The sequence below is a fragment of the Thauera butanivorans genome, from assembly GCF_048398245.1.
Classification (GTDB): Bacteria; Pseudomonadota; Gammaproteobacteria; order Burkholderiales; family Rhodocyclaceae; genus Thauera; species Thauera butanivorans.
Genome location: NZ_CP183038.1, coordinates 2,085,873 through 2,109,327, shown reverse-complemented (window position 1 = coordinate 2,109,327; position 23,455 = coordinate 2,085,873). Strand labels below are relative to the sequence as shown.

The 23,455-nt window shown below is 67.4% G+C and carries 24 protein-coding genes; 13 read left to right on the top strand and 11 right to left on the bottom strand.

Going from position 1 to position 23,455, the window contains the following annotated elements:
- The first annotated feature begins 66 nt into the window (after positions 1-66).
- Positions 67-870, top strand: coding sequence for a DODA-type extradiol aromatic ring-opening family dioxygenase (locus ACNQFN_RS10140; protein WP_068636565.1), 804 nt, complete (start codon positions 67-69; stop codon positions 868-870).
- Here ACNQFN_RS10140 and ACNQFN_RS10135 read toward each other — a convergent pair.
- Positions 867-2,714, bottom strand: coding sequence for an SLC13 family permease (locus ACNQFN_RS10135; protein ID WP_418648718.1), 1,848 nt, complete (start codon positions 2,712-2,714; stop codon positions 867-869). The genes ACNQFN_RS10140 and ACNQFN_RS10135 overlap by 4 nt on opposite strands.
- A 220-nt stretch (positions 2,715-2,934) precedes the next feature.
- Between ACNQFN_RS10135 and ACNQFN_RS10130 the strand changes: the two genes are divergently transcribed.
- Positions 2,935-3,795 carry an HDOD domain-containing protein gene (locus tag ACNQFN_RS10130; RefSeq protein WP_068636566.1) on the top strand — a complete coding sequence of 287 codons (861 nt, stop codon included), beginning with the start codon at positions 2,935-2,937 and terminating at the stop codon, positions 3,793-3,795.
- A gap of 65 nt (positions 3,796-3,860) precedes the next feature.
- Here ACNQFN_RS10130 and ACNQFN_RS10125 read toward each other — a convergent pair whose 3' ends face one another.
- Entirely contained in the window at positions 3,861-4,805 is a 945-nt protein-coding gene (locus tag ACNQFN_RS10125) for an alpha/beta hydrolase (RefSeq protein WP_418648717.1), read from the bottom strand.
- A 155-nt stretch (positions 4,806-4,960) separates the two neighbouring features.
- Here ACNQFN_RS10125 and ppk2 point away from each other — a divergent pair, with 155 nt between their 5' ends.
- Positions 4,961-6,193 carry a polyphosphate kinase 2 gene (gene ppk2 / locus ACNQFN_RS10120; RefSeq protein ID WP_369404202.1) on the top strand — a complete coding sequence of 411 codons (1,233 nt, stop codon included), beginning with the start codon at positions 4,961-4,963 and terminating at the stop codon, positions 6,191-6,193.
- 76 nt (positions 6,194-6,269) lie between these two features.
- Here ppk2 and ACNQFN_RS10115 read toward each other — a convergent pair whose 3' ends face one another.
- A complete protein-coding gene (locus ACNQFN_RS10115) occupies positions 6,270-6,593 on the bottom strand; it encodes a DUF2249 domain-containing protein (RefSeq protein WP_068636567.1) in 324 nt (107 codons plus the stop codon).
- A 227-nt stretch (positions 6,594-6,820) separates the two neighbouring features.
- Between ACNQFN_RS10115 and ACNQFN_RS10110 the strand changes: the two genes are divergently transcribed.
- The 4 genes from ACNQFN_RS10110 (at position 6,821) to ACNQFN_RS10095 (ending at position 9,728) form a co-directional block, all read left to right on the top strand.
- Positions 6,821-7,444, top strand: coding sequence for a LemA family protein (locus ACNQFN_RS10110; protein ID WP_418648716.1), 624 nt, complete (start codon positions 6,821-6,823; stop codon positions 7,442-7,444).
- Positions 7,445-7,507: 63 nt separating this feature from the next.
- Positions 7,508-8,437 carry a TPM domain-containing protein gene (locus ACNQFN_RS10105; RefSeq protein WP_418648911.1) on the top strand — a complete coding sequence of 310 codons (930 nt, stop codon included), beginning with the start codon at positions 7,508-7,510 and terminating at the stop codon, positions 8,435-8,437.
- Positions 8,438-8,974 (top strand): TPM domain-containing protein, encoded by a 537-nt coding sequence (locus tag ACNQFN_RS10100; protein WP_418648715.1) that lies wholly within the window; start codon positions 8,438-8,440, stop codon positions 8,972-8,974.
- 250 nt (positions 8,975-9,224) lie between these two features.
- On the top strand, positions 9,225-9,728 hold the full coding sequence (locus tag ACNQFN_RS10095) for a phasin family protein (protein WP_068636571.1): 504 nt from the start codon (positions 9,225-9,227) through the stop codon (positions 9,726-9,728).
- A gap of 116 nt (positions 9,729-9,844) precedes the next feature.
- Here the strand turns inward: ACNQFN_RS10095 and ltrA are convergent, their stop codons facing one another.
- The 5 genes from ltrA to mobB form a co-directional block, all read right to left on the bottom strand.
- Positions 9,845-11,215: a group II intron reverse transcriptase/maturase gene (gene ltrA, locus ACNQFN_RS10090; RefSeq protein ID WP_418646661.1), complete on the bottom strand. Its 1,371-nt coding sequence runs from the start codon at positions 11,213-11,215 to the stop codon at positions 9,845-9,847.
- A gap of 455 nt (positions 11,216-11,670) precedes the next feature.
- A complete protein-coding gene (moaE, locus tag ACNQFN_RS10085) occupies positions 11,671-12,144 on the bottom strand; it encodes a molybdopterin synthase catalytic subunit MoaE (RefSeq protein WP_245650893.1) in 474 nt (157 codons plus the stop codon).
- Between the two features lie 3 nt (positions 12,145-12,147).
- The gene (gene moaD / locus ACNQFN_RS10080) at positions 12,148-12,396 is read right to left on the bottom strand and encodes a molybdopterin converting factor subunit 1 (RefSeq protein WP_068636573.1); all 249 of its coding nucleotides are present in this window, start codon (positions 12,394-12,396) and stop codon (positions 12,148-12,150) included.
- Between the two features lie 11 nt (positions 12,397-12,407).
- Positions 12,408-13,613 (bottom strand): gephyrin-like molybdotransferase Glp, encoded by a 1,206-nt coding sequence (gene glp, locus ACNQFN_RS10075; protein ID WP_418648714.1) that lies wholly within the window; start codon positions 13,611-13,613, stop codon positions 12,408-12,410.
- Positions 13,610-14,119 (bottom strand): molybdopterin-guanine dinucleotide biosynthesis protein B, encoded by a 510-nt coding sequence (mobB, locus tag ACNQFN_RS10070; RefSeq protein WP_068636575.1) that lies wholly within the window; start codon positions 14,117-14,119, stop codon positions 13,610-13,612. Before mobB ends, glp begins: the two co-directional genes overlap by 4 nt.
- A 153-nt stretch (positions 14,120-14,272) precedes the next feature.
- Between mobB and ACNQFN_RS10065 the strand changes: the two genes are divergently transcribed.
- The gene (locus ACNQFN_RS10065) at positions 14,273-14,620 is read left to right on the top strand and encodes a WD40/YVTN/BNR-like repeat-containing protein (protein WP_068636576.1); all 348 of its coding nucleotides are present in this window, start codon (positions 14,273-14,275) and stop codon (positions 14,618-14,620) included.
- A 48-nt stretch (positions 14,621-14,668) separates the two neighbouring features.
- On the opposite strand, the gene ACNQFN_RS10060 is transcribed toward ACNQFN_RS10065, so the two are convergent.
- From ACNQFN_RS10060 to ACNQFN_RS10050, 3 genes are read right to left on the bottom strand one after another with little or no spacing between them, the layout of a single operon-like run.
- Positions 14,669-16,630, bottom strand: a complete 1,962-nt coding sequence (locus ACNQFN_RS10060; protein WP_068636577.1) for an ATP-dependent DNA helicase — start codon at positions 16,628-16,630, stop codon at positions 14,669-14,671.
- Positions 16,627-17,049: a type II toxin-antitoxin system VapC family toxin gene (locus ACNQFN_RS10055; protein ID WP_418648713.1), complete on the bottom strand. Its 423-nt coding sequence runs from the start codon at positions 17,047-17,049 to the stop codon at positions 16,627-16,629. Before ACNQFN_RS10055 ends, ACNQFN_RS10060 begins: the two co-directional genes overlap by 4 nt.
- The gene (locus ACNQFN_RS10050; RefSeq protein ID WP_068636579.1) at positions 17,046-17,303 is read right to left on the bottom strand and encodes a FitA-like ribbon-helix-helix domain-containing protein; all 258 of its coding nucleotides are present in this window, start codon (positions 17,301-17,303) and stop codon (positions 17,046-17,048) included. The genes ACNQFN_RS10055 and ACNQFN_RS10050 overlap by 4 nt, the downstream gene beginning before the upstream one ends.
- Positions 17,304-17,483: 180 nt before the next feature.
- Between ACNQFN_RS10050 and ACNQFN_RS10045 the strand changes: the two genes are divergently transcribed.
- The 5 genes from ACNQFN_RS10045 to gspG are packed head-to-tail and all read left to right on the top strand — an operon-like array spanning position 17,484 to position 23,451.
- A complete protein-coding gene (locus ACNQFN_RS10045; protein ID WP_418648712.1) occupies positions 17,484-17,981 on the top strand; it encodes a type II secretion system protein N in 498 nt (165 codons plus the stop codon).
- A gap of 38 nt (positions 17,982-18,019) precedes the next feature.
- Positions 18,020-20,287, top strand: a complete 2,268-nt coding sequence (gene gspD, locus ACNQFN_RS10040; protein ID WP_418648711.1) for a type II secretion system secretin GspD — start codon at positions 18,020-18,022, stop codon at positions 20,285-20,287.
- Positions 20,284-21,747: a type II secretion system ATPase GspE gene (gene gspE / locus ACNQFN_RS10035; protein WP_068636581.1), complete on the top strand. Its 1,464-nt coding sequence runs from the start codon at positions 20,284-20,286 to the stop codon at positions 21,745-21,747. The genes gspD and gspE overlap by 4 nt, the downstream gene beginning before the upstream one ends.
- Positions 21,748-21,760: 13 nt before the next feature.
- The gene (gspF, locus tag ACNQFN_RS10030) at positions 21,761-22,963 is read left to right on the top strand and encodes a type II secretion system inner membrane protein GspF (RefSeq protein ID WP_068636582.1); all 1,203 of its coding nucleotides are present in this window, start codon (positions 21,761-21,763) and stop codon (positions 22,961-22,963) included.
- A gap of 2 nt (positions 22,964-22,965) precedes the next feature.
- The gene (gene gspG, locus ACNQFN_RS10025; RefSeq protein WP_169802964.1) at positions 22,966-23,451 is read left to right on the top strand and encodes a type II secretion system major pseudopilin GspG; all 486 of its coding nucleotides are present in this window, start codon (positions 22,966-22,968) and stop codon (positions 23,449-23,451) included.
- The last annotated feature ends 4 nt before the right edge of the window (positions 23,452-23,455 follow it).

Sequence of the window (23,455 nt, the reverse complement as noted above, 5' to 3'; positions counted from 1 at the left end):
GCCATCAAGGCCGCCGGCCTCGCCATTTGCACCCCACTCCACTCATCTGCGCGACATCAACACGCCATGCCCCCGTCCTCCGCTCCCGGGCTGCCCAGCCTCTTCGTCTCGCACGGTTCCCCGCTGTTCGCGCTCGAACCCGGCATCGCCGGCAGCGAACTGCACGCGCTGGCCGCGCGCCTGCCACGCCCCGAAGCCATCATCATCGCCTCGCCGCACTGGATGGCGCCACGCCTGTCGGTGACATCCGGCTCGCACCCGGAAACGATCCACGATTTCGGCGGCTTTCCTCAGCCGCTGTATGAGCTGGCCTACCCTGCTCCGGGCTCGCCTGCCTGGGCGCAGCGCGCGCTGGACGCCTTCGCCGCCGCCGGCATCTCCGCCCAGGCCGATCCCCGGCGCGGGCTCGACCATGGCGCCTGGGTGCCGCTGATGCACATGTATCCGGCTGCCGACATTCCGGTCGTGCAGGTTTCGCTGCATCCGCATTTCGGCCCTGCGCATTACCTGCAGCTCGGCCGCGCGCTGGCGCCGCTGCGTGAACAGGGGGCGCTGATCGTCGGTTCCGGCAGCCTGACGCACAACCTGTACGAACTTCGCCGCGAATCCGCGCCGGTGCGCGATTACGTGCGTGACTTCGCCGAATGGATCGCCGCCACGCTGGCCAGCGGCGACGCCACCGCGATGCTGGACTACCGCGCCCGCGCGCCCCATGCCGAACACGCTCATCCGACCGACGAGCACCTGCTGCCGCTACTGTTCGCGCTGGGAGCCGCGGGCGAGGCCTGGCAGGCACAGCGCATCGCCGGCGACGACGTGCGCTACGGAACACTGGCGATGGACGGCTACGTATTCAGCGGCCATGCCTAGCCGCCGCCGTGCTGGAAGGGAAACAGCAGCGGCAGCAGGCCGATGCAGACCAGCATCACCAGCGCGGTGAACGGCACGCCGACGCGCACGAAATCGCCGAAGCGGTAGTTGCCCGGCCCCAGCACGAGCGTATTGACCGGCGAGGACACCGGGGTCATGAAGGCCGCCGAGGCCGCCAGCGCGACCGTCATCGCGAACGGATAAGGCGACATGCCGAGCTGGGCGGCCAGCCCGATGCCGATCGGCGCCATCAATACCGCGGTCGCAGTGTTCGACACGAACAGCCCGACCACCGCGGTCAGGGCGAACAGCGCCGCCATCACCATCCGCGGCGAAGCTTCTCCGGTCAGCGACAGCATGCCGCCGACGAGCAGCTCGATGCCGCCGGTCTTCTGCAGCGCCGTGGCGAAGGGCAGCATGCCGACGATCAGGATCAGGCTCTGCCAGTGGATGCTGCGGTAGGCGCTGTCCATGTCGATGCAGCGCAGCGCGCCCATCAGCACGCAGCCGAGCAGCGCCGCGATGACGTTGGGCACTGCGCCGCTGATCATCAAGGCCACGGTGATCGCCAGGCAGGCCAGCGCGTGCGGCGCCTTGCGCGCCGCGGGGGCGGCTTCGTCGATCTCCGCCGGCAGCGTCAGCACGAGGAAGTCGTGCGCCAGGGTGTGCAGCAGGCGGATGGATTTCCAGGTGCCGGCGACCAGCAGGGTGTCGCCCATCTTCAGCTTTTCGTCGAGCAGCCTGTCGACCAGCGACTGGCCGCCGCGCCGCAGGCCCATGACGTTGATTCCCCGCCGGGTGCGCATGCGCAGTTCGAGAATGGACTTGCCGATCAGATTCGAGCCGGGCGGAATCAGCACTTCGGCGAGCCCAAGCTCGCGCGACAGGTCGGCGAAGTAATCGTCGCGGAAAGCCTTGTCATGGAGCTTCATTTCATCGGCGAAACGCACGATCTCATCTTCGCCCCGGCCGAAATCGACCAGGATGATGTCGCCCGCGCGGATTTCCCGGTTGGCCGCGGTGGTCAGCATCGTCCGGCCGAACTGGCGGATCCGCTCGATGGCGATGATGTTGGCGCCGTAGCGCGCCCGCAACTGCAGTTCCCCCAGCGTGCGGCCGGTCATCGGTGAACCGCTCGCCACCATCATGCGGCGCGTGCGGCCGAGCAGGCGATAGTCCTCGGCAAGCTCGCGCAGGCGCCGGCGGCGGCTCCGCACCTGGGTCTGCGGCGATGCCGGCCCGCCCAGCCAGTTGCGCACGAGGAGCATGTAGGCCACGCCCATGCCGAGCACCACGAGCCCCATCGGCGTGAAGTCGAAGAAGCCGAAACCGGCCTCGCCGACACGATTCAGTTCCGCATTCACCACCAGGTTGGGCGGCGTGCCGACCAGCGTCAGCATCCCGCTCATCAGTGCGGCGAAGGCCAGCGGCATCATCAGCCGCCGCGGCTCGGCGCCGATGCGCGCAGCGATGCTCAGCGTGACCGGGATGAAGATCGCCACCACGCCGGTCGAGCTCATCACCGAGCCGAGCAGCGCCACCGCCAGCATCAGCAGCACCAGCAGGCGGGTCTCGTTGCTGCCGGCGCACTCGACCAGCCAGTCGCCGACGCGGAAGGCCACGCCGGTGCGGACCAGGCCCTCGCCGATGACGAAGAAGGCCGCGATGAGGATCACGCTCGGCTCGCTGAAGCCGGCCAGCGCCTCGCCCACGCTCAGGGTTCCACTCAACACCAGGGCGAGCATGGCGCACACCGCCACCACGTCCATGCGCGGCCGGTTCGCGACGAAGCAGCCGACACACAGGGCGAGCAGCCCGAACACCCACAGCATTTCAGGATTCATGGTCATCGATCGAATGGCAGGAACGGCGGACGGCAGGGCATGGCAACTCCTTTCCGCGGGCGTGAAGCATAAGCGAGAACCACGACGGGCCGCGCACCGGCTCACCATGCAGGCTAGAATCGAACCCGACGCAGGCTCATGCCCGCCGCAAAGCCGCCAGGACGGCGGGCGGAAGCCTGAGCCCGGTATCACACATCAGACAAGAACAGGTAGCCACGCGATGGAAGCATTCGAACGACAGATCAGGGCCTTTGCCGCCGACATGGACCACGAATTGAAGGCGGGCAACCTCAGCTTTCCCACGGTGTTCGACCTTTCCCTGCGCATCAAGAAGATCGCCGACGATCCGAACTCCTCGCTCGAGAACATCGCCGAACTGGTACGCGCCGAACCCCTTCTCAGCGCGAAAGTCCTGCGCATGGCGAACTCCCTTCTGCTGAACCCCTACCAGAAGGAAATCACCAGCGTCGCCAGCGCAATCTCGCGCATCGGCCTGTCCACGCTGCGCTGTCTTGCCTACGCGGTCGCCGCCGACCAGTTGGCGCGCGACCATCGCTCGCCCCGGATGCGCCTGATCGCCTCGGGCCTGTGGGTGCATTCGATCGACGTCGCCTCGTGGGCCTATGCCTTCTCGCGCCACCTGTCGCAGGGCAACGCCGACACCGCACTGCTGGCCGGGCTGATGGTCAATATCGGCCAGTTCTACCTGCTGGCCAAGGCGGCGGACTACCCGGCGCTCGAGAACGACACTGCACGCTTCGCCGAATTCGTCATGCTGTGGGACGAGCCGATCAAGCGCGCAGTGCTCGAGGCCTTCGAGCTTCCGGGCGACATCGTCCAGGCGGTGGACCTGAATGCCGAGGGCCCGACCGAGTGGCCGCCGCGCACGCTGGACGATGTCGTTTTCCTGGCCACGCTGGCGGCGCAGACACCCGATCCCTTCGCCGACCTGCTCGGCATGCGGCGCAGACCCGAACTGCTCGACGCCAGCCTGGGCAACGACGGCCTGCGCGAACTCGATTCGATGATCGAAGCAGCAAACGCGACACGCAAGGACATGCTCGCAGCGGTCAGCGGCTGACGCCACGCCAGCGCCATCGCTCCCGGCTGGCTCCCCTCCGCGCCAGCCTGTCCCTGCAGGCTCTCTTACCCGGCCCGCAGCGCGGCGGCGACTGCGCCGGCCGCGGCCCGGACCGCGTCGTTCGCTTGCGGAAAGAGTTTCCCCAGCGTGATGAAACCGTGGACCATGCCATCCACCTGCAGGTAGTCCACCTCGCAGCCTTCCTCGCGCAGGCGGCCGGCGAAAGCGGCGCAGTCGTCGACCAGGGGGTCGAACTCCGCCGCGATCAGCATCACCGGCGGCAGCCCGGCAAGCGAGGCGGCGCGCATCGGCGAGGCACGCCAGTCCTCGGTATTGCCATCGGGCAGATAGTGCTCGAAGAACCATTGCAAGGTGCCGAAATCGAGAAAATAGCCTTCGCCATAGTTCTGCCGCGAAAGCCGTTTACTGAGGATTTCGGTGGATGGATAGATCAGCAGCAGGAAGCGCGGCCCGATCCCGGCGTCGCGCAGTGACAGCGCGGTGACGATCGAGAGGTTGCCGCCCGCGCTGTCGCCTCCCAGGGCGATGCGCCCGGCATCGATACCCAGCAGACCGGCATGCTGCACTGCCCAGTCGAAAGCCAGCGCGGCATCTTCGAGCGCAGCCGGAAAAGGATGCTCGGGCGCCAGCCGGTATTCGACCGACAGCACCGCGCAGCCCGAGACATTCGCGAATTGGCGGCACAGCACGTCATAGCTCGCGACGTCGCCGACGCACCAGCCGCCGCCGTGGAAATAGATCAGCAGCGGCAGCACGTCCCGCGGCGAGCTGGACAGCGGGCGATACAGCCGCGACAGCAAGGCGCTGCCGTCGGCACGCGCCATCGGCACTTCGGTGGTCGACGCCACGGCCGGCGCTTCCGGCCGGAAGGCGAACTGCAGCTTCTGGAAGGAGTGCCTGGCCTGGGCGGGCGACAGCTCGTGGAATTTCGGCGCGCCGACACGATAGGCCATGTCGAGCAGGGAACGGGCCTCGGGACTCAGGGGCATGGTGTTCTACATGGCGCGGCGAGTGCGCCGTCAGCGGATTCGGGGCCGCAATTCTAGCTGCTCGCTCCGTTCAGCGGCACATGCGCGCATTACCGCACGCCATGTGTTGGCCGAACGAAGCGTAAAATACTTCATCATCCACTGGAGATCGCCGCATGACGAAAGACCATGACAACGCAGCCTTCCGCGACCCCGGCCCGGACAGCGATCAGCCACAACTCCAGGCCGAACCGAAAGTGAAATCGAAGCCGAAATCCGCTCCGCAGTCGCGATCGGCATCCGGATCCCGGGCGAAACGCAGCACCCGCAGCGGAGACATCGCTCCGGATCTGAGCCCGGAAGGCATCGAGAACTTCGAAGTCGACCAGGCCGTGGCAGGCGCGCAGGATTCCAAGCTGGTCGCGCTCACCGACATCCTGCAGCGCGAAACCCGCGCCGCTCCCGCCAGAGCCGCGCAGGCACTCGAAGCGATCCTCGCCGGCGCCTCGCCCGACGACGTCCATATGCTGCGCCGCGCGCTGATGAAGACCGATGCGAAGCTCGGCAATGGCGACCTGCATCCCGACGACGAGCTTGCCGAGGACTGGCGCAGCGGGGGCTATCCCTACCGCAATCTGATGTCGCGCAAGGCCTACGAAAAGCAGAAGTACCGCCTCCAGGTGGAGCTGCTGAAGCTGCAGGCCTGGGTCAAGGAAACCGGCCAGCGCGTCGTGATCCTGTTCGAGGGCCGCGACGCCGCCGGCAAGGGCGGCACCATCAAGCGCTTCATGGAGCACCTCAACCCTCGCGGCGCGCACGTCGTCGCACTGGAAAAGCCGACCGAAACCGAGCGTGGCCAGTGGTACTTCCAGCGCTACATCCAGCACCTGCCCACGGCGGGTGAAATCGCGCTGTTCGACCGCTCGTGGTACAACCGCGCCGGCGTCGAGCGCGTGATGGGCTTCTGTACGCCCGACGAGTACAACGAGTTCATGCGCCAGGTGCCGGAGTTCGAGCGCAACCTGGTGCGCAGCGGCATCCACCTGATCAAGTTCTGGTTCTCGGTCAGCCGCGAGGAGCAGCGCCGCCGCTTCAGGGAGCGCGAAAACCATCCGCTGAAGCAGTGGAAACTGTCGCCGATCGACCTCGCCTCGCTCGACAAGTGGGACGACTACACCAAGGCCAAGGAAGCGATGTTCTTCTACACCGACACCGCCGATGCGCCATGGACGGTGGTGAAGTCCGACTGCAAGAAGCGCGCGCGCCTCAACGCGCTGCGCTACGTGCTGCACAAGATGCCTTACGCCAACAAGGACATCAGCCTCATCAAGCCGCTCGACCCGCTGCTGGTCGGCCGCGCCAACGTGGTGTACGAGCGCGGCGAGAAGGAAGGCGTGCCGTTGCTGTAGGCGCCGGATTGCCGGACGCAAGCGGGCGGGAACGGGTTTCCCCGCTCCCGCCCGCCGCATGGCGCCTGCCGCGGTTTCAGCCGCCGGAGCAGCCGCAGCCGTTGCCGCCGCCGCAGCTTCCCGCACCCGCCACAGCGGCCGGCGCAGCTTCGGCGGCCGCGCCGAGCTGGATGCGGAAATCGATCACGATGTTGCCCGGCTCGCGGGCGACGTAGTCGATCGCCACCTGGTTGCCATAGCGCTGCTGGATCTGGTTGAGCAGCGGCAGCGGGTCGTGGTCGTTCACGAAGCGCATCGTCTCACCATCCTCCAACGACTCGAGGGCACCGAAGATGGCGGCATGGCGAAAGCGTTTGGCGACGCCACGGGCGTCGAAAGGGTGGACGGCATTGTCGAACATGGCAGAGGTTCCTTCGATTCGGATTCCGGACTTTGGCTTCGCTTGCGGCCGGTCACGCAGTGACGCGAATGCTAAGGGACAGCTCCGGCCGGAAACCTTGAGGCAGAACAAGAAATCGATCCGCATCCGCCATGCGCCGCAGCCGTAACTCCCTGGCAGCAGACCTGCTAAAGTTCCATCGGATAAATCAGACAAGCCCGAAGTGGGCCACCCCAGGAGATTCTTCCATGCTCGCTCGACTCACCCGCCGCGCTCCCACCATCCTGATCCTCAGTGCCAGCCTCGCCCTGGGCGGCTGCGGCTACAACGATTTCCAGCGCCTGGACGAACAGACCAAGTCGGCCTGGGCCGAAGTCCTGAACCAGTACCAGCGCCGCGCCGACCTGATTCCCAACCTGGTCGAGACGGTCAAGGGCGAAGCCAGCTTCGAGCAGGAAACCCTCAGCCGCGTCATCGAGGCGCGTTCGCGTGCCACCGCCATCCAGGTCACGCCCGAGATGATGAACGACCCGCAGGCGATGGAACGCTTCCAGCAGGCCCAGGGCCAGCTCGGCAGCGCCCTGTCGCGGCTGCTCGCGGTATCGGAGAACTACCCCAGCCTGAAAGCCAACCAGGGCTTCCAGGACTTGCGCGTGCAGCTCGAAGGCACGGAAAACCGCGTCACCGTCGCGCGCAACAAGTACATCGACGCCGTGCAGCAGTACAACGTGCTGGCACGCAGCTTCCCGACCAACCTGACGGCGATGATCTTCAGCTATTCGCCCAAGGCCAGCTTCAGCGTCGCCAACGAAGCCGAAATCTCCAGCCCGCCGACAGTCGATTTCGGCAGTTCCGGCCAAGGCAGCAAGTGACGGCCGGATGGCGACCATGACGAGGCAACGATGACAACGGGCGCCCGGCAGCCCGGCCTGCCCATGCGCTTCCCGGCAGCCCGGCCTGCCGCGCCCGGCTGGCGGCCTCTTGTCTACCTGCTGCTTCTTGCCCTGCTGGTCCTGGCCTGGCCTGGCGCCGTTCAGGCGCAGCAACTGCAGCCGGTACCGGAACTCACCGCCCGTGTCATCGACCGCAGCGGAACGCTCGACAGTGCGCAGCAACAGGCGCTGGAACAGAAGCTCGCCCGCTTCGAGGCCGAGCGCGGCAGCCAGATCGTCGTCCTGCTCGTGCCCACCACGGCGCCGGAGGACATCGCCGCCTATGCCTGGCGCGTCGCCGACACCTGGAAGATCGGCCGCCGCGAGGTCGGCGACGGCATCCTGCTGGTGGTGGCCAGGAACGATCGCCGCGTGCGGATCGAAGTCGCGCGTGCGCTCGAAGGCGCGGTACCCGATCTCGCCGCCCATCAGATCATCGACCGGCTGATCACCCCCGCCTTCCGCCAGGGCGATTTCGCCAGCGGCATCGATGCCGGCGTCGACGGGCTGATGGCGCGGATTCGCGGCGAAGACCTGCCCCTCCCCGCTCCCGCCGGACGCGGCAACGATGCGCCGGCGCTGGAAGATCTCGCCGTCCTGCTGTTCATCGCCGTGCCGCTGGCAGGCTCGTTCCTGACCGGCATGTTCGGCCGCAAGCTCGGCGCGGTGGCGACCGGCGGCGTGACCGGCTTCGTCGTCAAGCTGCTCACCGGCAGCCTGGCGATCGGCATCCTTGGCGGCATCGCGGCGCTGGTGTTCGTGATCGTGCTCGGCATCGGCGGGGGGGGCCGGGGCGGCGGCGGCTTCCACCGCGGCGGCGGGCCGATCATCTGGGGTGGCGGCAGCCGCGGCCGGGGCGGCGGTTTCGGCGGAGGCTTCGGCTCGGGCGGCGGCGGCAGCTTCGGCGGCGGCGGCGCCTCGGGGAGGTGGTGAATGAACAGGCTCACGCGACTCCTTCGCCACCTGTGGCTGGACGCCGACGACGCCCAGCGCGCCATCGGCGGCGATGCGCTCGCCCGGCTCGAGGCCCGCATCACCGAAAGCGAATCCGCACATACCGGGCAGATCTGCCTGTGCATCGAAGCCAGCCTGCCGCTGCGCTACCTGTGGCGAACGGTCCGGCATGGCGAACCGATCGGCGAAGTGCTGCGCGATCGTGCCCTGACCACCTTCGGCAAGCAGCGAGTCTGGGATACCGAGCACGACAACGGTGTGCTGATCTACCTGTCGCTCGCCGAGCACCACCTCGAAATCCTTGCCGACCGTGGGCTTGCGCGCCATGTCCCGGACACGGACTGGCAGGCCGTGATCCAGGAATGCAGCACGAGTCTGCGCGCCGGACGCCTGGAAGAAGGGCTCACCCACGCGTTGGAGGGCGTCCACGCCCGGCTCGCGCGACACTTCCCGGCGGCAGGCGGTGATCATGCCTCCAGGGAGAACTCGCTCCCCGATCACCCGGTTCTGCGCTGAATCCTCCCCCGCTTCGCTGCCCCGTTCCGCGCGAAACATCATTTTGCATCTGTTGCTGCAGTGCAACATTTTCAGGAGTTTTGCATTTCCGTCTCGAGAATTGCGAGGTTCCGAGGCATCGCCTGTGCTATTGTCCTCATCGAGGCGGGGGAAGCTGGACAGTAGCGCGGTCCGGACTCTGATTGCTCCGGGAGGGCGACGAGACGCCTCGCGAAATTCCAGACAACCATATCGCGAGTGGAGATGACTTATGGCCAGCAAGCAAGATCAATTCAACGAGCTGCAGAAGAAGAACCTCGAGGCCGCGATGCGCCTTGCCCAGCTCTCCATCGAGAACTCGCAGCGCATCATGGAAATCCAGGTCACCACCGCCAAGACCCTGTTCGAGGAAGGCGTGGAAAACGCCAAGGCCCAATCCACGGCCAAGGACCCGAAGGCGTTGATGGACCTGCGTACCCAGTACGCGCAGAACACCACCGAGAAGATGCTGGCTTGTGCGCGCGAAATCGCCGAGATCACCGCCACCACCCAGGCCGCCTTCGGCAAGCTGGTCGGTGAGCAACTGACCAGCGGCAGCCAGGACATGTTCGAAGCCATGCAGAAGATGTTCAAGGGCATGCCGATCTCGGATCAGAACGCCCTGGGCGCCATGCAGACCGCCATGGACACCACCCGCGCCGCTTTCGAGCAGATGACGCGTGCCTCGACCGAAGCTTTCCAGGCCTTCACCCAGCAGCCCAAGGGCCGCAAGTAACATCGTTCGACAGGCAAAGACCGCACAATCGGGATAGGGGCGGCCAGCTTACCCGGCCGACCCCTCCCACACCACCCGGCATGCGGGTCCGCACCGGGCGGTTCGAGTCGTTGAGGTTATGAGAGCCGAGGGACGCCGAGTCGGTCGAAGTAAGCGACAGGCATCGCGCGGTTCAATCGCATGCGGCTGTTACGCCACCAGCACCGACTGTTCGCCGCCACCTTGCGGGCATCCTCTTCCGAGGCGCCCATCGCTTTCAACTCCCGGTACATCGTCGTACCCCGACGCCAGTGCTTGAGCTGCACCGCACGCAGCCGGTGTCTTATCCACTTGTCGAGTTTGCGGAACACCTTGGGTGTCTGCGCAAGCTGGAAGTACGTCTTCCAGCCCGGCATGTAGGCCCGCAGCCGTTCGGCAATCTCGGTCAGGTTGCGCCCACCCGAGCGACGCGTGAATTGCCGGATGCGTTGCTTGAAGGTCTTGAGCGCCTTGTCGGCCACCCTGCACTTGACCTGTCCGCCCGGGCCGTACCAGAAGGCGTAGCCCAGAAACTTGCGGCCCGAGGCCGGCGCAACGGCCGTCTTGGCGTCATTGACCTTCAGGTGAAGTCGTTCGTAGAGCTTGGTCAGGCCCGCCAGCACCCGTTCGCCTGCGCGACCACTGCGTACATATACATTGCAGTCGTCGGCATAGCGAACGAAACGGTGGCCCCGTCGCTCCAGTTCCCGATCCACCTCGTCAAGCAGCACATTGGCCAGCAGCGGCGACAGTGGGCCGCCTTGCGGCGTCCCCTCGTAGCGCGCCATGGCCACGCCGCCATCCATGATCCCGGCCACGAGGTAACGACGGATCAGCCGCAGCACGGCCTTGTCCTCGATTCGCCTCGACAACCGTTCCATCAGGATGTCGTGATTGACTCGATCGAAGAATTTCTCCAGATCCACATCGACCACCACCCGGTAACCGTCCTGCACGTAGCGCTGTGCATCGAGCACCGCGTCGTGGGCACGGCGTCCCGGCCGGAAGCCGTAGCTGTGTTCAGAGAACGTTGGATCAATCCTGGGCTGCAAGACTTGCAGCAGGGCTTGCTGGATCAGCCGATCCGTCACCGTCGGAATCCCCAATTCGCGCACCCCACCATCGGGCTTCGGGATCTGGACACGGCGCACCGGCAGGGGCCGGTAGCTGCCATCCAGCAAGGATTCCCGAATCCGGGGCCAGTGCGCTCTCAGTTGCTCCGCCGTCTCGGTGATCGACAACCCATCCACCCCAGCACTGCCGCGATTGGATTTGACGCGTTTCCACGCCGCCTCCATGTTCGCGCTCGCGAGCACCTGCGCAAGCAGGTCATCTCGCCCCGGGCTTCCAGTTCCATGCCGCGCCGTCCGTGCTTCATCACGCACTGCTTCGGACGCGGCTTCACCGAGCCCTCCCGCATTGCGCCCCGGCTCCCCGAGCTTCTGATGCACTTCACGTCCGAGCAACACGGCCTTCGGCCCTCCTACTCGTTCGGCCCTTCGCCCCAAACCAGCGGCTACTACGGCCTCTGCTGACTTCTCGCTCCGGTTAAGCGCCGTCGCCCTTTCAGGCACAAGGCGAGACCTCCCCAGGTAAGAACGCACTCCTTCGCTGCACAACCGCCGGATCTACGCCACTTCGCCTTGATCACGAGAGCTTCGCGATTACGTGCTCGCTCGCCCTGCTCCGCAGCGCCTTCTATCCGATTCTTGTCCATCGGCTCGCAGCTTATGCTCCACGCTTCCTCCCCACGCTCGGTCACCCTCACGCAGTTGCGCTTCACTTCGTTCGCTGTGATCAACTTACGGCGGGACTTGCACCCGCAGGAGGGCGCCCATGCTGGGCGCACACGAAAACGGCGCCTCATCGGCGCCGTTTCCCGTTTACCCGATCTGCTTACCGCCCGGCCTCCGTTGCGGAGGCCTCACCCTTGTTTCCCGGCCTCGCTCCAGCGTGCCGCCGCCGAATCGTCGCTGTCGCGCGCCTCGACCCAGCGGGCGCCTGCCGGCGTTTCCTCGCGCTTCCAGAACGGCGCGCGGGTCTTCAGGTAGTCCATGATGAATTCGCAGGCGGCGAAGGCGTCGCCGCGATGGGCACTGGCGACGCCGACGAAGACGATGCGATCGCCCGGCTCCAGCCGGCCGACGCGGTGGATGACGCGCACATCCAGCAGCGCCCAGCGCTGTTGCGCCTGTTCGACGATCTCGCCCAGCGCCTTTTCGGTCATGCCCGGATAGTGTTCCAGTGTCATCGCCGAGACGCCGCTGCCATCATTGGCATCCCGCACCAGACCGACGAAGTTCGCCAGCGCGCCGACATCCCGGCGGCCGGCACTCAAGGCCGCGAGTTCGGCGCCCGGATCGAAATCCGCTTCCTGCACGCTGATGCTGGCGAGCACGATTCAGCCTCCCGTCACCGGCGGGAAGAACGCGACTTCGTCGCCCGCCGCCACCAGCGCATCGGCCCCCACCATGCGCTGGTTGAGCGCCGCGCGCACGTTGCGCCCTTCGGCCAGCGCCTGCCAGCCCTCGCCGCGAGCGGCAAGGTGGACGCGCAGATCGCCCACCGTTGCCACACCTGCCGGCAGTTCGAACTCTTCGTCCGTACGGCCCACGGCTTCACGCAGGCTGGCGAAATACAGCACTTTCATCGTTTTGATCCTCAATGCAGCAGATCGGCATAGGGCAGGAAACGGACAATCTCCCCCCTGACCACGGCCTTGCCGGCCGGAATGTCCACCAGGCCGTTGGCCCACACCGTCGAGTTGAGCGCCGACGAAGCCTGGTTCCGGAACAGTTCGATCCCGCCCTGCGCATTCATGCGCGCGCGCAGGAACTCGCGCCGGCGGTCGGGTTTCGGCCAGTCGAAATCGGCCCGGAGCATCAGCGACTGCGGCAGCACCTCGCCCGCGCCCTGGCTGGCCAGCACGAAGGGGCGAACCATCATCAGGAAGGTCACGAAGCTCGATACCGGGTTGCCCGGCAGGCCGATGAAGGCCGCGCCATGCACCCGGCCGTAGGCCAGCGGCTTGCCCGGCTTCATCGCGATCCTCCACAGGTCCAGGCTGCCTTCGGCTTCGACTGCAGGCTTGACGTGGTCCTCTTCGCCCACCGACACGCCGCCGCTGCTCAGGATCAGATCGTGGCCCTCGGCAGCCCGCCGCAGCGCCTCGCGGGTGGCGGCGAGGCGGTCCGGGATGATGCCGAAATCCTCGACCTCACAGCCCAGGCCGGCAAGCAGATTGCGCAGCATGAAACGGTTCGAATTGTAGATGGCACCCGGCGGCAACGGTTCACCCGGCATCACCAGTTCGCTGCCGGTGGAGAACAGCGCGACTTTCAGGCGCCGATACACCGGTAGCTGCGCCGCGCCGACCGATGCGGCCAGCGCCAGCGCCTGGGGTGTCAGGCGCAAGCCCGCCGGCAGCACTTCGGCACCGGCGGCGACGTCGTGGCCCCGGCGGCGCACGAATTCGCCGACGGCCGGAACGGTGTTGATGACGACGTGTTCGCCTTCGTGTTCGCACAACTCCTGCATCACCACCGCATCGGCACCTTCGGGCAAGGGCGCGCCGGTGAAGATGCGCGCAGCGGTACCCGGCTGCAGCGCATGGCCGACGCTGCCCGCCGGAATGCGCTGGCTCACCGGAAGGCGGGTGCCTGCGACGGGCACGTCGGCTGCACGTACTGCGTAGCCATCCATTGCGGAGTTGTCCATCGGCGGTTGGTCGATGGTCGAATGCAGCGCCGCCGCCAGCACCCGGCCGGCGGCCATCATGGTGTCGACGGTTTCGATCTCACGCACCGGACGGACGAAACCGAGCAACCTTTCATGGGCTTCGTCGAAGGAGAGGATGTTGCCGTTCATTGCAGGTCCAGATGATCCAGGATGAAGCCGGCGATGACGGCCGGCTCGTTGAGCGGGAGCAGCGGCAGCGGGCAGTCGACACCGATCTCAGCGGCCGGCACGTCGCTGGCCACCGCAACCACATGCGGGTTCTCCGGCCACAGCGGCGGCTTGCCGTGCGCCGGGCGATGGATTTCCAGCTTGGGCACCGCGGCGGCCTTGTAGCCTTCGATCAGCACCAGATCGCAGGGTTCGAGCAGGCGGAGCTGCTCGTCCAGCGTCGGCTCGGGCGCACCGCGCAGTTCGTGCATCAGCACCCAGCGATCATTGGACAGCATCAGCACCTGGGTCGCCCCTGCCTCGCGGTGGCGCCACGAATCCTTGCCTGGCCTGTCGAGGTCGAAGCCGTGGTGGGCATGCTTGATCACCGACACGCGCAGGCCGCGCGCGGTGAATTCGGGAATCAGCCGTTCGACCAGAGTGGTCTTTCCCGAGCCGGACCAGCCGGCAAAACCGAATACTTTCATCGAGGACAAAAAAGGCCCGCCCGCCGCGTTTGACAAAGCGAAAGGATACCAAACAAAGCGCTCCCTCTTCTTTCCGGGGGCCGGCACGGAGACCATGGCGATCGTTTTGCTACCATGAAACCCCCATGCCATCGTCGAGCGCGGAGGAAACTGATGAAATTGCCGCACGCCCATGAATCCAAGCTTTCCTTGCGAATCGTTGCAGCATTCGTGCTGCCCGCCATCATGTTCCTCCTGCCATCGAGTGCCCGCAGCGAGCAAACCTGGGTGCCGCAGCACAGCGGAACATCGAATGAACTCCATTCGGTCAGCTTCACCCCCGACGGCCGGTCTGGCTGGGCCGTGGGATTCGGCGGAACCATTCTCGCCACGACCGACGGCGGGCAGACCTGGGTGGCGCAACGAAGTGGCACGCCGAACGAACTACGCGCGCTCAGCATCGCACAGGATGGCCGCTCCGCCTGGGCAGTGGGCTTCGGCGGCACAATTCTCAGCAGATAGAGTGGATCGAATTCGAAGAAACCGTTCGGCAGAGCGACCCCAGCATGCTCAATCCCCCGCCTTTGGCGGCGGCAGCGTTTCCAGGAAGGCCACTGCCTCGTCCTCGATGCGCGTGCGCCGCATCGGCGGCAGGCTGCGCCAGACGACCTTGCCGTAGGACTTGTCGATCATGCGCGGGTCGCACACGCACAGCACGCCGCAGTCGCGCTCGCTGCGGATCAGGCGGCCGGCGCCCTGCTTCATGTTGATGACGGTGCGCGGCAACTGGTGGTGGATGAAGGGGCTGAGCCCCTGCTTCTGCATGTGCTCGACGCGCGCGGCCAGCACCGGATCGTCGGGCGAGGCGAAAGGCAGCTTGTCGATGACCACCAGCGACAGCGCATCGCCCGGCACGTCCACGCCTTCCCAGAAGCTCTGGCTGGCGACCAGCACCGCGTTGCCGAGGCGGCGGAAGCGCTCCAGCAGCTCGGTGCGCGAACCTTCGCCCTGCAGCAGCACCGGCAGTTCGTCGCCGCTCTGCTGCAGGCCGTCGACGATCAGTTCGTGAATGCGGCGCATCGCGCGCAGCGAGGTGCACAGCACGAAAGCGCGCCCTTGCGCCGCGCGGATCAGCGGCAGGGCGACGCGGGCGACGCGCTCGGTATAGTCGGGCGAGTTCGGGTCCGGCATCCCTGCCGGCGCGTACAGCAGTGCCTGCTCGCCGTAGTCGAAGGGGCTGCCCCACACCGACGTCATCGGCGGCGGATCCATCCAGGCCAGGCCGAGTTCGCGGCAGTAGTGGCCGAAATCCGCCTTGCCGACCGCGAGCGTGGCCGAGGTGAATATCCACGCGCGCGGATGGCCTTCGAGCTGGCGCTTGAACACGTCCGACACATGCAGCGGCGTGCCGTTGAGAGCCAGCGACTGGCTGAAGACTTCGACCCAGCGGATCAGTTCCTTGTCTTCCGGGTTGCGCCAGCGCGCAAGGCGTTCGATCATTTCCTCGCTGCGGCGCAGGCAGTTGGCCAGGCCTTCGGAGCGTTCGGCCTGGGTTTCGAGCACGGCGTGGAATTCACTCAGGGCTTTTTCCAGCGCCTCGACCTGGGCGTCGAAACCTTCGCGCTCAGCAGCCTGCGCGGCGGACAGGCGTACGCCGTCGTTGCCGAACACCAGGCGCAGGTCGCGCGCGGCCTTTTCCAGATTGCGGCTCTGGTCGATCATCGCCACGCAATCGCGCGCCGCGGCCACCGTCTCGGAGCGGGTGTCGCGCGCCAGCTCCAGCACCTGGGCGGTCGACACGCTCTCGCCGAAGAACAGGCTGGCCGTCTCGGGCAACTGGTGGGCCTCGTCGAAGATCACCGCATTGCAGGCCGGCAGCAGTTCGCCCATGCCTTCGTCGCGCAGCATCACGTCGGCGAAGAACAGGTGGTGGTTGACGACGACGACGTCCGCTTCCATCGCGTTGCGCCGCGCCTGCATGACGAAGCACTCTTCCTTGTTCGGACAGTCCTGGCCCAGGCAGTTGTCGCGGGTCGAAGTCGCCGCCAGCCAGGCCATCGAATCTTCACGCACGTCGGTGCATTCGGCCTTGTCGCCGCTCTGCGTGATCTGGGCGAAACGCGCGATGGCGCGCAGGTCGGCCGCGTCCTGCGGGGTCAGAAAGCGGCCGTCGCGGGCATTGCGGTCGAGATGGTAGTGGCAGACGTAGTTCGCCCTGCCCTTCAGCAGCGCGATCGACACCGGCACTTTCAGCGCCGCGCGCACGGTCGGCAGGTCGCGGTTGAAAAGCTGGTCCTGCAGCGTCTTGGTGCCGGTGGAGACGATGACCTTGCCGCCCGCCAGCAGCGCCGGCGCGAGATAGGCAAAGGTCTTGCCGGTGCCGGTACCGGCTTCCGCCACCAGTACGCGATGGGCGCGGATCGCCTCGGCGATCTGCTGCGCCATCTCGATCTGCTGCGGGCGGGCGCGGAAACCGGGGATCGCAGCCGCGAGCGGTCCCGATTCGGCAAACACCGCGGCGATGTCGGTCACACTGCCTCCCACGGATTGATGGTGTCCAGCTCGGCGGCCTGAAAAGGGCTGGTGTCGCACGTTGCGACTGCCAGGCCATGCACTGCGGCCGTGGCGGCAATGCGGCCGTCCGCCTCGCCGATGGCGTTGCCCGCGGCCCTCGCCCGCGCCATCAGGTCGGAATAGGCTCGCGAAGCATCCAGATCGAAGGGCAGCACACGGCCCGCGAAAACCGGCAGCACCTCATGTTCCAGGCGCTGCTGGTAGACCGTGCGGCGCTTGCCCTCGGGCATCGTTGCAATGCCGTAGCACAACTCGGCCACCGTGATGGCGGACAGATAGAGCGTTTCGACAGCCTGTGCATCGATCCACGCCAACACCTTCGGATTCGGCTCGATCTTCCACAATTCGGAAATGACGCTCGTATCGACGACGATCATTCGAAGCTCATCGGCTCGGCCGGCGTCCTGTCACGGAGCTGATTGAAATGCTCGGCTTCGGCATCCGTCAGGCCACCCGCCTCGCGGGCGATGGAGACCAGCAGGGAACCGAGCCTGACGCGCTCGGGCGGTCGGGCTGCGGCTTCCAGGATTTCGCGGATTTCGGCCTCGGTGCTGCGGCCATGTTGGGCGGCCCGTACGCGAAGCGCGCGATGCACTTCATCCGGCAGATTTCTTACCGTCACCGTGGCCATGTCGTCTTGTCCTATGAATCGCTTTCAATGCTGTCAACTTATCCGAATAGACATCATCTTTCAATGAGCTGAGAGATTGCGCGCCACGAGCCATCACATTTCCGTCATGTCCGCTCTGTACGATCCGGCGAGTCGGAAATGTGACAGAAACGTACTTGCAACAATGACTCGGGAGACGGCATGCAATGGCTTGGCAACCACCGCGGATGGACTGCAGTGGTGGAATCGGCCTGGCTGCCCGCGCTGGCCTGGCTGCTGTCGCTGGGCCTGGTCGCCTGGCTCGCGGCCGACGCATTCTGGGCGTGGCGGGACACGCCGCCGCTCATTGCCCTGCCCCAGCACGACGCCGACCCACGCTCGGTGGCGGCGAAGATCATGCGCCATGCCGGCGGCGCGCCATCCGCATCCGCGGCCGCTGCAACACAGGCCGCCGCACCACCATTCACGCTGGTCGGCCTGGCGACCGGCTTCGGCAGCGAGCGTGGCTTCGCCCTGTTCGAGACGGTCGATGGCCAGCGCCGTGCCGTGCTTGCCGGCGACGGCACGGCAGAGGGCTGGACGCTGATCGCGATCCGGCCGGACCGCGTCGTGCTCGAACGCGCCGGACGGACTGTCGAGCTCGCCCTTGCCGAAGCGCGCAGCCCGGACTCCTCCGACGAGGCCCCGTCCAGGCCATGAACTCCGGATACCTACACGCCCTGAATCCTTCTTCCCCGATGACGATGCCTTCCTGTCCGCCGACGCCTTGTCCGCCTGGCCATGCTCATGCGCTGTCACCGGCACCGCGCAATGCACAGGCGATCAGCACTGCCGCAGGGCGCGCCACCACAGGGCACACCGCCAGACGCTCGGCAATCGGGCGCTGGCTGCGCGCATGCTGTCTGTGTGCCCTGTCGCTGCACGCCGCCGCGGCCTGGCCGCAGGCTGCCGGCGAACCGGTCTCGCTCAATTTCCAGAACGCCGACATCGACGACGTGATCCATGCGATCGGACGCCTGACCGGGCACAACTTCCTGCTCGATCCGCGCGTCAAGGGCAAGCTCAACATCGTCACCAACACCCCGATCGCGCGCGAACTCAGCTATCCCATCCTGCTGTCGGCGCTGCGCCTGCAGGGCTTCACCGCGGTGGAAGGCGAAGGCGTGATCAAGATCGTGCCCGAAGCCGATGCCAAGCAGCACGCCGCGCCGGTGTCCGCCGCCCGCCGTGGCAGCCAAGGAGCCCGCGGCGACCGCCTGGTGACCCAGGTCTTCCCGCTCAAGTTCGAATCCGCCGCGCAGATGGTCGGCGTCGTGCGGCCGTTGGTGTCGCCCAACAATAGCGTCACCGCCTTCGCCTCGAACAATACCCTGGTGGTCACCGACTACGCATCGAACATCGAGCAGATCGCCGCGGTGATCTCCTCCATCGACGTCAGCCAGAGCGATGTCGCGGTGTTCGAGCTGCAGCACGCCGCGGCGATCGATCTCGCCCCCATCCTGACCCGGCTGCTGGGCGAACAGACTGGCGGCGGCCAGCAAGGCGGACCGGACGCACCGCGCATCATGGCCGAGCCGCGCAGCAACGCGCTGCTGCTGCGGGTGGACAACCCCAGCCGCCTCAGTTCGATCCGCCAGTTGATCGCCTCGCTCGACCGCCCCGGCGCCGGCGCCAACATCCACGTCGTCTATCTGCGCAACGCCGACGCCCGCCAGGTCGCCGCGACGCTGAACGCCGCGCTCGCCGGCGAGGCGCGCACCGGCACGGACGGCGCAAGCGGCACCACGCCGCTGACGCGCACCATGGCCACCGAAGCAGATGGCGGCCTCGCCACCGGCGCAGGCCTGGCAACGGCCGCCGGCCAGCGCAGCGCCCCGCTCCAGGGCGAAAGTTCCGGCGCGGTGCAGGCCGACCCGATCAACAACGCGCTGATCATCAATGCGCCGGATGCGATCTACCGCAACCTGCGCCAGGTCATCGACCAGCTCGACCGCCGCCGTGCGCAGGTCTATATCGAAGCGCTGATCGCCGAGATCTCGACCGAACGCGCCGCAGAATTCGGCCTGCAATGGATCGGCGCCGGCTCGAGCGGCAGCGGCAGCAACGCCGTCGGCATCATCGGCGGCACCGCCTTCGGCAGCGGCGGCAACAACCTGCTGCAGTTGATCGGCAGCACCGCCAATGGCGGCACGCCCAGCCTGCCCGGCAACGGCCTCAACATCGCCATCGGCGGCGGCAGGGTCAATATCCCCGGCATCGGCGAAGTGTTCAGCCTCGGCGTGCTGGCGCGCTTCCTCGAGAACGAGGTCAGCGCCAACATCCTGTCCACGCCGAACATCGTCACGCTGGACAACGAGGAAGCCAAGATCGTCGTCGGCCGCAACCTGCCCTTCGTCACCGGCCAATACACCAACACCGGCGGCGGCACGACGCCGGCCAATCCCTTCCAGACCATCGAGCGCCGCGACGTCGGCCTCACGCTGCAGGTGCGGCCGCAGATCTCCGAAGGCGGTTCGATCCGGCTGCAGATCTACCAGGAAGCCTCGGCGTTGCTCGGCAGCGCCGAGGCCGCCAACGGCCCGGTCACCACCAAGCGTTCGATCGAATCGATGGTGCTGGTCGATGACGGTTCGATCATCGCCCTTGGCGGCCTGGTCGAGGACAGCTATTCCGGCGGCGAGGAAAAAGTGCCGGTGCTCGGCGACCTGCCCGTCGCCGGCAGCCTGTTCCGCTACAGCACGCGCAAGCGCAGCAAGACCAACCTGGTGGTGTTCCTGCGCCCGGTGATCCTGCGCGACCGCGACAGCCATGCCGCGCTGAGCCAGTCGCGCTACGACTACGTGATCGGCCAGCAGCGCGCGAGCGCCTCGGCCGATGATCTGATGCGCGGCGAGCCGGCGCCCCCCGAACTGCCGCCGATCGTCGAGGCGCGGATCACACCCGTGGCCGAACTGCTGATTCGCTCCGCACCGACCGGCAGCGCCAGCGCGGACGGACAGCCATGAGCAGCGCCGCCCCGCTGCCCTACGGCTTCGCCCGCAGCCACGGCGTGCTGGTCCGCGCCCTGCATGCCGACCATGCCGAAGTCGTGCTGCGCGAGGATGCCGGCCTCGGCGCGCTCGCAGAGGCGCGGCGCGTGCTCGCGCGGCCGCTGAAACTCCACACCTTCGCCCGCGCGCAGTTCGACGCCCAACTTGCCGAGACCTACGGCAACGGCGAACGCAACGCCGCAGACATCGTCGCCGACGTCGGCCAGGAAGTCGATCTCGAGCAATTGATGACCGAGATGCCGGCAGTCGAGGACCTGCTCGACAGCCAGGACGACGCCCCGATCATCCGCATGATCAACGCGCTGCTGGCACAGGCGGTGCGCGACCGCGCCTCGGACGTGCACATCGAACCCTACGAGCAGGCCTCGGTGGTGCGGCTGCGCCGCGACGGCGTGCTGCAGGACATCGCCCGCCCGCACCGCGGCCTGCATGCGGCGATGGCCTCGCGCATCAAGATCATGGCCAATCTCGACATCGCCGAAAAGCGCCTGCCGCAGGATGGCCGCATCGGCCTGCGCCTGGCCGGCAGGCAGATCGACGTGCGGGTATCGACGCTGCCGACCACCCACGGCGAACGTCTGGTGCTGCGCCTGCTGGACAAGTCCGCCGGCCAGCTCGGCCTCGACGCCCTCGGCATGGATGGCGACACCGAAGCCGCCTTCCAGGATCTGCTCGCCCAGCCGCACGGCATCCTGCTGGTGACCGGCCCCACCGGCTCGGGCAAGAGCACCACGCTGTACGCCGCGCTGCGCACGCTCGACGCCAGCCGCCTGAACATCGTCACCGTCGAGGATCCGGTCGAATTCGATCTGCCGGGCGTCGGCCAGATCCAGGTCAACCCGCGCATCGAGCTCGATTTCGCCCGCGCGCTGCGCGCCATCCTGCGCCAGGACCCGGACGTGATCATGATCGGCGAGATCCGCGACCTGGAGACCGCGCGCATCGCGGTGCAGGCCAGCCTGACCGGCCACCTGGTGCTGGCGACGCTGCACACCAACGACGCCCCGTCGGCGGTGACACGCCTGATCGACATGGGTGTCGAGCCCTTCCTGCTCGCCTCCACGCTGCGCGGCGTGCTGGCCCAGCGCCTGGTGCGCAAGCTGTGCCCGGCGTGCAGGACACCGGACACGCTGGCCGCCGCTGCCGCCAACGGCCTCGACGACGCGCCGGCACGCTGGCGCGCGCAAGGCTGCAGCCAATGCGGCAGCAGCGGCTACCGCGGCCGCATCGGCATCTACGAACTGATGCGGGTCGACGGCGAACTCGAGGCGCTGATCCACGACGGCCGCCAGGAAGCCGAACTGCGCCGCGCCGCACGCGCTGCCGGCGCGCGCTCGCTGGTGGACGACGGCATGCGCCACGTGCGCGCCGGCACCACCTCGCTCGACGAACTGCAGCGCGTGATGCGCGACTGAGGGGAACTCAGGCATGGCCGCATTCCAGTACCGCGCCCTCGACGGCTCAGGCCGCGAGCAGCGTGGCGTCATCGAAGCCGAGAGCCCGCGCGCCGCACGCGCCGCGCTGCGCGAACGCGGCCTCGCGCCGCTGGAAGCCGACCCGGTCGGCAGCGGCACGACCACCAGTTCCAGGGGCGCCCGCCTGCCGGCCGCCGAACTGACGCTGCTGTCGCGCCAGTGGGCCACGCTGCTGGCATCCGGTCTCACCGCCGAACATGCACTGGCGGCGCTGATCGAGCAGGCCGAACAGGAATCGGCACGGCGGATCCTAGCCGGCGTGCGCAGCGAGATCGTCGCCGGCCACAGCCTCAGCGCCGCACTCGAACGCTTCCCCAAGGCCTTTCCGCCGCTGTACCGCGCCTCGGTCGCCGCCGGCGAGCGCTCCGGCGAATTGCCGCGGGTGATGATGCAACTGGCCGACCATCTCGAACAAAGCGAGGCGCTGCGGCGCAAGACGCTGCAGGCGCTGATCTACCCGGTGCTGGTCGCCATCGTCGCGCTGGCGATCGTCATCGCGCTGATGGTCTGGGTCGTGCCGCAGGTGGTCGGCGTGTTCGAGCAGGGCCGCCAGAGCCTGCCGCCGCTGACGCGGATCATGATCGCGTTGTCCGCCTTCATCCAGCACCACGGCGCGCTGCTCGCCGCCGCCGTGGGCGGCTTCGGTCTCGCCTTCGCCGCCGCACTGCGCAAGCCCGCCTTCCGCCTGCGCGTCGACCGCCTGCTGCTGCGCCTGCCGCTGATCGGCCGCCACCTGCGCACGCTCGACGCCGCCCGCTTCGCCAGCACCCTGTCCATCCTCGTCGGCAGCGGCGTGCCGCTGCTGGCCGCGCTCGAAGCCGGTGGCCGCGTGGTCCAGCGCATCCCGCTGCGCCAGGCGGTCGCCAGCGCCGCCGGCAGGGTGCGCGAAGGCGTCGGCCTGTCGCGCGCCCTGGCCGCGACCCGCGCCTTCCCGCCGCTGTTGCTGCACATGATCGCCAACGGCGAAGCCACCGGCCAGATCGCACCGCTGCTCGACAAGGCCGCCCGCCTGCAGCAGCAGGAGCTCGAATCCCGCACCGCGACGCTGACCAGCCTGATCGAACCCGCCCTGCTGCTGTTGATGGGCGCGGTCGTGCTGCTGATCGTGCTCGCGGTGATGCAGCCGATCATCGAAATCAACACCTTGATGAGGTAAGCATGTCCACCATCCCAAGCCCTGCCGCCCATTCAGCCCCGCGTCACTCTTCGGCACTGCGTTTCCGCCGTCCGCAACTGCCGCGCGGCTTCACGCTGATCGAAGTCATGATCGTGACCGTCATCCTCGGCGTGCTCGCCGCGCTGGTGGTGCCGCGAGTCATGAGCCGGCCGGACGAGGCGCGCGTGGTCGCCGCCCGCCAGGACATTGCCTCGCTGATGCAGGCGCTGAAGCTCTACAAGCTCGACAACCGCCGCTACCCGAGCACCGAACAAGGGCTGAACGCGCTGGTCCTGCGGCCGACCATCGCACCGCTGCCGGACAACTGGAAACCCTACGTCGAGCGCCTGCCGGCCGACCCCTGGGGCAATCCCTACCAGTACCTCAACCCCGGCATCAACGGCGAGGTCGACGTCATGAGCCTGGGCGCGGACGGCCGCAGCGGCGGCGAAGGCTTCGATGCCGACATCGGCTCCTGGCAACCCTGAGCAC